This is a genomic window from Mesorhizobium sp. Cs1321R2N1 (genome assembly GCF_037179725.1).
Lineage (GTDB): Bacteria > Pseudomonadota > Alphaproteobacteria > Rhizobiales > Rhizobiaceae > Mesorhizobium > Mesorhizobium salmacidum.
This window is the reverse complement of sequence record NZ_JAPYKP010000171.1, coordinates 1-11394: the sequence shown is the minus strand read 5'-3', so window position 1 is coordinate 11394 and position 11394 is coordinate 1. Positions and strand designations below refer to the sequence as shown.

The 11394-nt window shown below is 63.7% G+C and carries 10 protein-coding genes and 1 pseudogene; 4 read left to right on the top strand and 7 right to left on the bottom strand.

Annotation, left to right across the window (positions count from 1 at the left end; translation table 11 throughout):
• The first annotated feature begins 205 nt into the window (after window positions 1–205).
• Window positions 206–1372, top strand: coding sequence for an ATP-grasp domain-containing protein (locus O7A61_RS28290; RefSeq protein ID WP_337132573.1), 1167 nt, complete (start codon window positions 206–208; stop codon window positions 1370–1372).
• 5 nt (window positions 1373–1377) lie between these two features.
• Window positions 1378–2154, top strand: coding sequence for an esterase family protein (locus tag O7A61_RS28285; RefSeq protein ID WP_337132572.1), 777 nt, complete (start codon window positions 1378–1380; stop codon window positions 2152–2154).
• 39 nt (window positions 2155–2193) lie between these two features.
• Here O7A61_RS28285 and O7A61_RS28280 read toward each other — a convergent pair whose 3' ends face one another.
• Window positions 2194–3729, bottom strand: a complete 1536-nt coding sequence (locus O7A61_RS28280) for an MFS transporter (protein ID WP_337132571.1) — start codon at window positions 3727–3729, stop codon at window positions 2194–2196.
• 149 nt (window positions 3730–3878) lie between these two features.
• On the opposite strand from O7A61_RS28280, the gene O7A61_RS28275 reads away from it, so the two are divergent.
• Complete coding sequence (locus O7A61_RS28275; protein ID WP_027146405.1) at window positions 3879–4769, top strand: LysR family transcriptional regulator; 891 nt, start codon at window positions 3879–3881, stop codon at window positions 4767–4769.
• Here the strand turns inward: O7A61_RS28275 and O7A61_RS28270 are convergent.
• The 3 genes from O7A61_RS28270 to O7A61_RS28260 form a co-directional block, all read right to left on the bottom strand.
• The gene (locus O7A61_RS28270; protein WP_027146406.1) at window positions 4766–5074 is read right to left on the bottom strand and encodes a putative quinol monooxygenase; all 309 of its coding nucleotides are present in this window, start codon (window positions 5072–5074) and stop codon (window positions 4766–4768) included. The two genes, O7A61_RS28275 and O7A61_RS28270, sit on opposite strands and share 4 nt — an antisense overlap.
• A 58-nt stretch (window positions 5075–5132) precedes the next feature.
• Window positions 5133–5918, bottom strand: coding sequence for an SDR family NAD(P)-dependent oxidoreductase (locus O7A61_RS28265; RefSeq protein ID WP_337132570.1), 786 nt, complete (start codon window positions 5916–5918; stop codon window positions 5133–5135).
• Between the two features lie 71 nt (window positions 5919–5989).
• Window positions 5990–6427, bottom strand: coding sequence for a DsrE family protein (locus O7A61_RS28260; RefSeq protein ID WP_337105879.1), 438 nt, complete (start codon window positions 6425–6427; stop codon window positions 5990–5992).
• A 96-nt stretch (window positions 6428–6523) separates the two neighbouring features.
• On the opposite strand from O7A61_RS28260, the gene O7A61_RS28255 reads away from it, so the two are divergent.
• A complete protein-coding gene (locus tag O7A61_RS28255) occupies window positions 6524–7621 on the top strand; it encodes a hypothetical protein (RefSeq protein WP_337132569.1) in 1098 nt (365 codons plus the stop codon).
• Window positions 7622–7856: 235 nt separating this feature from the next.
• On the opposite strand, the gene O7A61_RS28250 is transcribed toward O7A61_RS28255, so the two are convergent.
• From O7A61_RS28250 to O7A61_RS28240, 3 genes and pseudogenes are all read right to left on the bottom strand, one after another.
• Window positions 7857–8804 (bottom strand): cation diffusion facilitator family transporter, encoded by a 948-nt coding sequence (locus tag O7A61_RS28250; protein ID WP_337132568.1) that lies wholly within the window; start codon window positions 8802–8804, stop codon window positions 7857–7859.
• A gap of 5 nt (window positions 8805–8809) precedes the next feature.
• Entirely contained in the window at window positions 8810–10999 is a 2190-nt protein-coding gene (locus O7A61_RS28245; RefSeq protein ID WP_337132567.1) for an anthranilate synthase, read from the bottom strand.
• A gap of 219 nt (window positions 11000–11218) precedes the next feature.
• A pseudogene (locus O7A61_RS28240) lies at window positions 11219–11394 on the bottom strand (peptidase M14); the annotation flags it as partial.

Below are 11394 nucleotides of genomic sequence, written 5' to 3'. Positions count from 1 at the left end.
GACGCAGCGGCGTCAGACGGGCATTCTTGTGGATGTTCATTCGGACCCTCCGATCTGTACTGAAGCCTGGTAACTCCAGTCTCCTCGGTCCGGTCCGAATGGACAACCTCCCGAAAGCTCACACCTAGCGTGGGTGCTCTTCCCCGCGCGCTGCAAATGCGCCAGACTTGAACGGTGGCGGGGTGCCGCCGGCAGGGGGTTGTCCATGAATTTCGTGTTCTTCTCGCCGCATTTTCCCGCCAATGGCGCCGATTTCTGCGATCGGCTGAAGAAGGCCGGCGCAACGGTGCTCGGCATTGGCGACGCACCCTATGATGCGCTGGACGGCAAACTGAAGGCGGCGCTTTCCGAATACTACCGCGTCGCCGACATGGAGGACTATGAGCCGGTGTTCCGGGCGATCGGGCATTTCATCCACCAATGGGGTCGCATCGACCGGTTCGAATCGCTCAACGAGCACTGGCTGGAACTGGAAGCCAACATCCGCACAGACTTCAACATCTACGGCACCAAACTCGATTTCGTGAAGAATCTGAAGCGCAAGAGCCGCATGCGCGCCTTCTTCCGCAAGAGCGGCGTCGAGACCATCGCGCAGCGCAAATGTTCCGACCGGGCCGGCGCCATGACCTTCATCCGCCGCGTCGGCTATCCCGTGGTGGTCAAACCGGATTCAGGCTCCGGCGCTTCGAACACGTTCAAGATCTCCAATGCGAAAGAGCTCGACCAGTTCTTCCGGGACAAGCCGGAGGATGTGACCTTCGTCATGGAGCAGTTCATCGAGGGGCTGGTGGTGACTTATGACGGGCTGGTCAACCGCGACGGCGAGGTGGTGCTGGCGGCCAGCCACCGCTACGACCAGAGCGTCATGGATGTGGTCAACAAGGACCGCCACATGAGTTACACCTGCTTTCCCCGGATCAGGCCTGTCGTCGAGGAAGCCGGCCGCAAGATCCTGAAAGCATTCGACGTGCGCGAACGCTTTTTCCACATCGAGCTGTTCGAGACCAGGGATGACCGCATCATCGCACTGGAGGTCAACATGCGCCCGCCCGGCGCCTGGATGACCGACGCGATCAACTACACGTTCGACATCGATGTCTACGCGGCGTGGGCGGACATGGTGGTCAAGGACGCCGCCGGCGGCCCTTATGAGGGCAAGTATTTCACCGCCTATGCCAGCCGCAAGCGCCACCTCGACTATTTGCACAGCCATGCGGACGTGCTAGCCGCGCACGGCGACAAGATCGTCCATCATCAGCCAATAGAAGAGGTTTTCAGCCGCGCCATGGGGAATTACGCCTATCAGATGCGCTCGAAGGATCAGGCGGAGCTGCGCGAGGCGGTGGCCTATATCCACGCGGAAAAGGCTTGAGGCCCATGGACGTCTCCTATCACAAGGCTTTCGCCCGCAATCTCGGCCGCGACATGGAGTACAAGCGCTACGGCCATACCGGCCGGCCGGTTGTGGTGTTCCCGACTTCGCAGGGCCGGTTCTACCAGTTCGAGGATTCCGGCGGGGTGGGCGCGCTCGCCGAGTTCATCGACACCGGCCGCATCCAGCTGTTCACCGTCGACGGCATCGATTCGGAATCCTTCTTCGCCAGGCATGTCGATGCCGCGCACCGTATCGCCCGCCACGAGGCCTATTTCCGCTATGTGCGAGAGGAAGCACTGCCGGAATTTCTGGAAACCGCGGCGCAAGCCAATGGCGGACGGCGGCTGAAGCCGCTGTTTTCAGGCTGTTCGATGGGTGGCTACCATTCCTCGAATTTCGTCTTCCGTTTTCCTGAACTCGCCAGCGGCGTCATCTCGCTGTCGGGGGTTTATTCGGCGCGCGATTTCTTCGGCAAGGCACTCGACGGGGACATCTTCTACAACTCGCCGCTCGATTATCTGCCAGGGATCGTCGACCCGAAGCTGCTGGCGCGGCTGAAGGCGCTCAGGCTGATCTTCTGCTGCGGGCAAGGCGCCTGGGAGGAGCGCATGCTGGTCGAGACACGCCAGCTGGAACAGATCCTGCGCGACAAATCCATTCCCGCCTGGGTCGATTATTGGGGGGGCGACGTCAGCCACGACTGGCCGTGGTGGCACAAGCAGCTGGCCTATTTCTTCGGCCGCTGGCTTGATGACGATCTGATGCATAGGCTGGACTAAGGTGCATTGATATCCAGCTGGCCTGCAAATGGCTGATGCCTACCCTTCCTGGCACGCCGGCAGCGGCACGGTCTCGTGTTCGGGCGCCGATCCGCGACGCAAGCCGAGGAAGACGACGAGGGCGGTGACGAGGGTGATTGCCGCCAGCACGACCAGCAGCCTGTCGAACGCCGTTTCGTAGGCCTCGGCCAGAACGGCGGCGGCGGCCATCGGCAAATGTTGCGCGGTTCCGCCGACATTGCCGGTCACCAGCAACTGCGCCGCGGCGGCCGCATCGCTGGAAGACGCAGCGCCTCGAGCGGCGAGTTGCGCCGCGGTGAAGCCTGACAGCATCGCCATGACGATGGCCAGTGCCACACCCTCGCAAGCGACCCGCGTGGTGTTGAAGATGCCGACCGCCATGCCGGCCCGCTCGGTCGGCACGACGCTGACGGCGAGCCCGTCCATCAATCCCCAGGGCAAGGCGATGCCGACGCCGATCAGGATCAGCGGCGCGACCAGCGCGACGCCGATCGATGGCGTCAGGCTCAGCCAGACCAAACCGGCCGCCGCTACGAGCAGGCCGACGCCGCAGATCGTCGCCGGAGCGATCCAGCGCGCCAGCTGGCCGGCAAGCAAGGGCAGGACCAGCAACGGCCCGGAGAGGCAGATCATCAATTGCCCGGCCTTGATCTCGCCCATCCCCTCGATGCCGATGAAGCGGATCGGCAAAAGCACGAGCAGGACGACGAAGCCGTAGGCGGGCGCCGCAGCCAGGAACTGGACACCGACGAAGCGCGGATAGCGAAACAGGGTGAGATCGAGCATCGGCCGGCGCACGCGCCGCTCGACGACGACGAACAGCCCAACGCAAAGGACGGCCACGCCGAGGAGCGTTACCACAAGAGGATCGGCCCAGCCGCTCTGCGGCGCCTGCAACACGCCATAGGTCAGCGCGGCCAGCGCGACGGTGAACGTGCCGGCGCCCGCCCAGTCGAGGCCGATCGCATCCGGGTCACGCGATTCCCTGATGGTGCGCAGGCCAAGGATTGCCGAGGCAACCGCGAGTGCCATGACCAGAACAAAGATCGACCGCCAGCCAAACATGGAGATGAGCAGGCCCGAGGCAATCGGGCCGAAGGCCAGCCCGATGCCGAAACTGGTGCCGAGAAAGGAGAAGGCGCGCAGCCGCAATGGTCCCTCGAATTCCTGGGCAAGTGCCGAGGCGCCGCCGGCAAAGGCCAGGGCACTGCCGAGCCCTTGCGCGGCCCGGAAGATATCGAACCAGGCGATGTCGGGCGCCAGCATCGCGCCGAGCGAAGCGAGGATGTAGAGGGCGAGACCGACGAGGAAGATCCGCTTGCGGCCATGATTGTCGGCCAGAGCGCCCGCTGCCATCAGGCTGGCGGCGAAGGTCAGCATGAAGGCGTTGGTCACCCAATTGAGCGTGATCGGGCTGCCGCCGAGATCGGCCGCGATACGGGAGAGCGCGACGGCCGGGCCGGTGAAGGTCAGGGGCATCGTCATGGCGGCAAGGCATACGGACAAGAGCACGAGCCATCTCTCGGCCGGGCCGGCGGTGATCTTCAAGGTCATGGATTTTCCTATCTGAGTAGTTCTGCGCCGGCGTGCCGCTCAATCGCGGCGCCCGGTCATGACGACCAAGATAGGTCAGAGACAGATCAGGAAGAATGGTATCAAATATCTCGACATAACGGAACGAAACGCTCGAATGGAGCAATATGATGGATCGCCTCAGCGGCCTTCTGGCCTTCGCCCGCACCGCCGAGTTCGGCAGCTTCGTCGCCGCCGGGCGGGCGCTCGGCATCTCCGCTTCCGCGGTCGGCAAAAGTGTGGCGCGGCTCGAGCAGGAGCTCGGCGTGCGGCTGCTGCAGCGCTCCACGCGGCGGATCGGCCTGACGGAGGAGGGCAAGCTGTTCAACGAGCGCGTGCGACGCATTCTCGACGACATCGACGATGCCGAGGCGATGCTGTCGCGGACACGGGAGACGCCGCGTGGGCGGCTGCGCGTCTCGACCCCGATCGTCACCTACCATCTTTTGCTGCCGGTGCTGTCGGAGTTCATGGCGCGCTATCCCGAGATCGAGCTCGATATCGATTTCAACGACCGGATCGTCGACGTCATCGAAGAAGGCATCGACGTCGCGATCCGCAGCGGCGAGCTGCCCGATTCACGATTGGTGTCGAAACCCATTGCGCCCTTCCGCATGCTGCTGTGCGCGGCACCCTCCTACCTCGATCGCCATGGCATACCCGGCGTGCCGGCGGATCTCATCGGGCATTTCGGCATAAATTTCCGCTATCTCAACAGCGGCAGGCTGCTGGACTGGCCATTCATTACCGGGAGCGCCCAGCCGCTGATCCGTTCGATGCTGACCTGCAACAACATGGAAGCTTTGAAAGGCGCCACGATCGCCGGACTCGGCATCGCCTGCATGCCCGATTTCCTGGTGCGGGAGGCGCTGCGCGAGGACAGGCTGCGCACCGTGCTGGACGATCATGTCGACGGTCGTGGCCAGTTCCGGATGCTATGGCCCTCCAATCGCCACCTGTCGCCAAAGGTGCGCGTCTTCGTCGATTTCCTGCCCGAGCGCCTTGCAGCGCGCGCGCCTTAGCCGGTTTTGCTCGCTGGCAGGCCGAAGCCTCCGACGGGATGGGTTTCCACCTGGAACTCGAAGCCGGCGATGAAGGGCCGTGCCTTGGCGATCGCCGCCTGCACCTCGGGAAGCTGCAGGGATGCCTTGTGGCTTGCCTGATCGGTCCACACTTCGGTCACCCAGATCGCGTCGGCGTCGGCAGGGTCGGTGGCGACGATATAGCTCAGGCAGCCGGGCAGGGCGCCGGTGCTTTCACGCAGCACAGTCATGACCGCGTCGCGTTGGCCGCGCGCCGCCCGCATCTTGCCGATCAGTCCGTACATGTCCTCGTCTCCCCCAGGGTTGGCGCGAAAGGAGTGTGTCCAGTATGCCGGTCGTCGGTCAAGGCATCAACTGGCCGCCATTAACCTCGATCACCTGGCCGGTGATGTAGCCGCTCAACAGGTCCGATGAGAGGAACAGATAGGCGCCGACGCAATCCTGCGCCGTGCCGGCGCGGCCCTGCGGAATGGTTGCGACCATGCCCTTCACCTGCTCATCGGTCGAATAGCGTTCGTGGAAGGGGGTGAGGATCGTGCCCGGCGCCACGGCGTTGACGCGAATGCCGAAGCCGATCAGTTCCTTGGCCATACCGCGCGTGACGTTGGAGACGAAGGCTTTTGCCGAGCCATAGAGGCCGGCACCGCCGCCGGCGCCATTGCGCGCGGCGATCGACGAGGTGTTGACGATGAAGCCGCCCTGTATCTTCAGCCATGGCATCGCCTTGCGCGAGGCGGTCAGCACCGAGCGGGCGTTGAGGTCCATTACCGCGTCGTAATGCGCCTCGGTCTGCTCGGCATAGGGCACGCGGCCAAGCATGCCGCCGGCATTGTTGACCAGCCCGTCAAGGCGGCCGAAATGTCGCGCGCTGTCCTCGACGACGCGTTCGACATCGGCGGGGAGAGAAAAATCGCCCTGGACAAGGAAGACCTCGCCGCCGCCGTCGCGAATGGTCCGGCCGAGTTTCTCGGCGGCGTCGTGGCTGGAATTATAGTGCAGCGCCACCTTGCATTTCTGCTCGGCATAGGCGAGCGCGAGCGCCGCGCCGATGCCGGTCGAGGCACCGGTGACCAGCACCGCCTTGCCGGCGAGATCGGGGATGACAAGACCAAGGGCTGTCTCTGGCACTGCTGTTCCTCCGGGGATTTCCGACACCTTGGTGGTGGGTCTTGCACCCTTGCATTCAAGTCAGTGCCGCTTCAAGGCCTGAGATAGACATAGCCCTGGCTTTGCAATTCAGCGAGCTTGACGACGCCGCCCTTGTCGGCGGCACGGAAGCCGTCGAGCAGGTCGGCGAGCGTGATGTCCATGCCGTGCATGGTGTTGCCGCAAGCATGCGGGTCGAGCCCTTGCTGGACAAGACCGGTAAAGCGCCCCGAAATCGCCGCCGATATGCCCTTCGACTTGAAGGCGGCAAGAGCCGGACCATGCACGACCAGCGCGATCTCGACATTGCCGCTGGTGCCCTCATAATGGTTCTTGATGTTGCCGAGCACGAAATTGACCTTGTCGAGATCGCTAAGATGATAGGCGACCTTCAACCTGACAGGCTCGGTGGTCGCTGCCTGTACCGCGCGCAGGCCGAGAAGCGTTCCGGCTCCGGCGAGAACCGCCTGGAACATGTCACGTCGGCGCATGGCATCCCCTCAGATTTCGCTGCGATTTGCGTGGCTCAAGCCGCAATACTAGCATAAATCGACGTTACGTCCTGTCGATGCGGAGGTGGGGGGCACATGGCGTTCAGGGAATGGAAGACGCTCGCCGGCGCCGGGTTCGGCGCCGCACTGCTTGGCGGACTTACGGGTTCTGCTTTTGCTGGCGATGCGCTCAAGCTCACCGAACTCAGCCCTAACGGGGCGGATGCCTGTTTCGGCCGGGTCTATGACCCGGCGCATCTCAAGGCGCATCCGAAGCAGAAGGTGGCGCGGATCTTCTTCTACTACGGCCATGATCCGGTCAGCCGTCCCAATGAGGAACCGGGCGCCAATTCCGATACATCCTACAATGGTTTCCTCATCACCACGGTGCGCGGCGCCAAGGCGCCGGAATGGGCCGGCGGCTGGTGCAATCACGAGTCCGAGGACGGCAAATCGGGCCCGATCCGTTGCGGCATGGAGTGCGACCGCACGCTGGCATCGCTGAAGGTCGACGACAGGGGCAGGCTGATCCTGTCGAACCTGTCGTCCGATATCTATCTCGACGCCGGTTCGGAAGAAGAACTCGGCACGGCTGAATACGACAGGCAGGCGCTGGGCAAGGAAGACGACAATTTCCGCCTCGACCCGATGCCCCCCGCAACCTGCAAGGCGGAGTTCGCGCGGATCGATCCGATCGATCCGGCGCTCGGGCCGCCGCTGCGCGAGCGGTTCAAACCCGACCAGGCCTTCTGCTACGGGCGCGACTATGACGCGGCGCATATGAGTTCGCATCCCGACCAACTGACCCAGTCGATCCGGGTGTTCCGCGGGCCGGTGGAACTGGCATCCTTCGCCTCCGGGGACGATGTCGCGAACTGGCCCGACGGCGCCGACATTGCCGTCTCCGTCACCACGCGGCAGAAGGGGGCCAAGGTCACGCAGACCTATTCGTGCCAGGGCGAAGCCGACCAGTGGCGTTGTGCTGCGAGTTCGAAGACGAGCAATTTTTCCTGCGACATCGCGCAAAAGGAAATCTTCCTCAAGCGCGGCGCCAACGGCACCATCATGCTTGCCAATCCCAATAGTAGCCTGGCGGTTGTCGACCTCTGCTCGAAGGCGGCCGTCGGCAAGACCGCGTCCGACGACAAGGTCTATCGGCTGGAGTCAATGCCGCAATCGGCCTGCGCGCCTTGAGATCTGGCACTTCGTCCTATGGCGGAGCAAGGAGCGAAGCGACGCGGCGCAGACCATAGGATCCACGCCGCGACTTGGACGCGCCGCCACGGTGCAGAGTTCTGCTCCGCTGCACCTTTCGATTAATGTCGCGGCATGGATCCCAGGGTCTCCGCGACGGAGCTTCGCTCCTGCTTCGCCCCAGGATGACGAAGGAGGAAGGGCTTCGGCCAATCTTCCAACCGTTCTAACCGCATCAAGCAAACGGCACTGCGGTCGTGCCCTTGGGCAGCTTGGCCTCGTCGTCGGGCTCGACATGGATGGTCACCCGCACCGAGGGAATGTCGGCCTTCAGCGCGTCCTCGATGCGGTCGCAGATGATATGGCTGGCGCCAACCGACATGTCTGCATCGACGACCAGATGGAACTCGATGAAGGTGGCGCGGCCGGCGATGCGGGTCTTGAGATCATGCACCTCCAGAGCGCCCTTGCAATTGGCCGAGATGATGTCGCGGATGCGCATGTGCTCCGCCGTATCGACGGCCCGATCCATCAGGCCGTTCATCGACGAGCCGATGACATGCCAGCCCTGCCACAGGATGTTGAGCGCGACGATGACGGCCAGTGCCGGGTCGAGGATCTGCCAGCCGGTCAGGATCGCTCCGACCAGGCCGCCGAAGACGCCAACCGAGGTCACCACATCGGTCATGATGTGATTGCCATCGGCGACCAGCGCCGGTGACTTTTCGGCTCGGCCCGCGCGGATCAGCGTCCAGGCCCAGAAAGCATTGATGGCGGTGGCGACGCCGTTGACGGCAAGCCCTTCCCAAGGCTGTTCCAGTGGGGCCGGGGTCTGCCAGGAGCGCCAGACCTCGCTCAGGATCAAAAGCGCGGCGACCACGATCAGCACGCCTTCGAGCACGGCCGACAAATACTCGGCCTTGTGATGGCCGAAAGGGTGATCCTGGTCGGCAGGCTTGTAGCTGACCTGGATCGCCCAGAAAGCGGCCATCGAGGCAATGACATTGACGATCGATTCCAGCGCGTCCGAATAGAGCGCGACGGATCCGGTTACGTACCAGGCGGCGGCCTTGAGCGCGAGCACGACAAAGGCGACCACGATCGACCAGAAGGCGAGATTGGCGACCTTGCGCTTCGCGGCGGCTTTCGCCGCGATCGCCATGGTGTTCTCGGCTTCGGCCATTACGGTCAGGCTGCCTTTTCCTTGGCCTTGCGCGGCAGGTGGGCGACGATGTTCTCGATGATGCGCATGCCGGCATTGTGGCCGAGCGTCATGATCGATTCCGGGTGGAACTGCACCGCGGCAATCGGCTCCTTGCGGTGCTCGAAGGCCATGATGACGCCGTCCTCGGTCTCGGCCGTGACCACGAGATCGTCAGGCAGGCGCACCGGATCGGCGAAGATCGAGTGGTAACGGCCGACGGTCACTTCCTTGGGCAGGCCGGAGAAAATAATGCCCGGCTTCGAGACGCGGATACGCGACGGCTTGCCGTGCATGGGAATGTGCAATTGCCGGAGTTCGCCGCCATAGGCTTCGGCCAATGCCTGCAGGCCAAGGCAGACGCCGAAGATCGGCAGGTCGCGGGCGCGGGCTCGTCTGATGGTCGCCGCGCAGTCGAAATCCTTCGGCGTGCCGGGTCCGGGCGACAGCACGAGGAGGTCGGGCTTCAGCCGCTCGAAGACTTCCTCCGGCACCGGCGTGCGCACGGTCGAGACATTGGCGCCGGTCTGGCGGAAGTAGTTGGCCAGCGTGTGGACGAAGCTGTCCTCATGGTCGACCAGCAGGATGTTGACGCCGTCGCCGACGCGCGCCGTGGTGCGCTCGGTGCTGGTCGAATTGCCCATCTTGGCGTCGCGGATGGCGGAGAGCATGGCGGATGCCTTCAGTTCGGTTTCAGCTTCTTCTTCCTCGGGAATGCTGTCGAAGAGTAATGTAGCGCCGGCGCGCACCTCGGCGATGCCGTCCTTGATGCGGATGGTGCGCAAGGTAAGCCCGGTGTTCATGTCGCCGTTGAAGTTGACCATGCCGATGGCGCCGCCATACCAGGCGCGCGGGCTCTTCTCGTTCTGCTCGATGAAGCGCATGGCCCATAGTTTCGGCGCGCCGGTGACGGTGACCGCCCAGGCATGCGACAGAAACGCGTCGAAAGCGTCCATGCCTTCGCGCAGCCGGCCCTCTATATGATCGACCGTATGGATCAGGCGCGAATACATCTCGATCTGGCGGCGGCCGATGACGCGCACCGAACCTGGATCGCAGACCCGCGACTTGTCGTTGCGGTCCACGTCCGAGCACATTGTGAGCTCGGATTCATCCTTCTTGGAGTTGAGCAGCTTGATGATCTGCTCAGAGTCCGAAATGGCATCGTCGCCGCGCTTGATGGTGCCGGAGATCGGGCAGGTCTCGACGCGGCGGCCGTTGACGCGCACGAACATCTCGGGCGACGCGCCGATCAGGTATTCGTTCTCGCCCAGATTGATGAAGAAGGAATAGGGCGACGGGTTGATCGACTTCAGCTTGCGTGAAATCTCAGATGGCTGCGTCTCGCAGCGTTCGTAGAACATCTGGCCGGGGACGACCTCGAATAGGTCGCCGCGCTTGAAGCTGTCCATCGCCCGGCGCACCAGATTGGCGTATTCGCCCGGCTCATGGTCGCCGCGCGGCGGGATGCGGTCGGCGGTCTTGAACGGCTCGGCGATTTGATCGCGCGGCAGGCCTTCGGTCGAAAAACCCTCGCCCGCATAGTCGTAGCGGTCGGTCCAGGCCTTGGCCGAATAATGGTCGACGACCAGGATCTCATCGGGCAGGAACAGCACCAGGTCGCGCTGGCTTTCCTTGCGAACGAGCGTGTGCTCGACCGGGTCGAACTGGAAGGCAAGGTCGTAGCCGAAGGCGCCGTAGAGGCCGAGATTGGCGTCTTCGGCTGTCCTGAACAGAGCGGTGATGGCGCGCAGCACGGTGAAGACGGAGGGAACGCGGCTGCGTTCCTCCTCGGTGAAGACACGGCCGGGCTTGGCGACGTCGAGGCGGATCAGCTTTTTGGCGGTCTCGGCGATGGTGACTTCGGCGAGACCGCCCAGTGTCCTGCCGATGACCGGCAGCAGCGCCTCGCCGCGGCCGTTCAGCGCCTCGATGCGCATGGCGCGGCCGCGCGCGGAGATGACCAGCGGCGGATCAATGATGGCCGTATCCCAGCGCGTATAGCGGCCGGGATATTCGTAGTTCGAGGAAAATACCGCGCCCCGGCGCGAATTCAGCCCGTCGACATAAGCGTCGATCGCACCTTCATAAGGCCGGCCATGGCGCTCGCGGGTGATGGTGATGCCACCCGCCGTCACGAAGCTTTCAGCGCCGGTTTCCAGAACCTTCAACGTCATTGCCGTCTCCATCAGCTACTTGGGCAACGGACCCGGGAATGGCTTTGAAAAACAAATGGCCGCCCGGACATTCCGTTGCGGCCACCTCTATTTTCACGCGCACGCGTTCGAACAGGCCGCTGTCAGCAGGCCCACCACCAAATGGTCTTGATCGAACGCATGTTCATGGCGATTCCCTTAGCGGCGATTGGGCGGCCGCGCAACTGGATTCGACGGAGGCTAATCCTCCAGCGTACCCGACCGGGCGTCGGTGCTCTTCCTGTCGCCGACCAGTTTCAACAGGTCTTCGCCGGCGCGGATGATGCGGCGCGAGCGGCGGGTCAGGATGATGCCGTCCTGCGGCGCGAAGACTTCGGTGCGGCCGTCGGCTTCGCCCGGCGCGTGGACGATGGTGG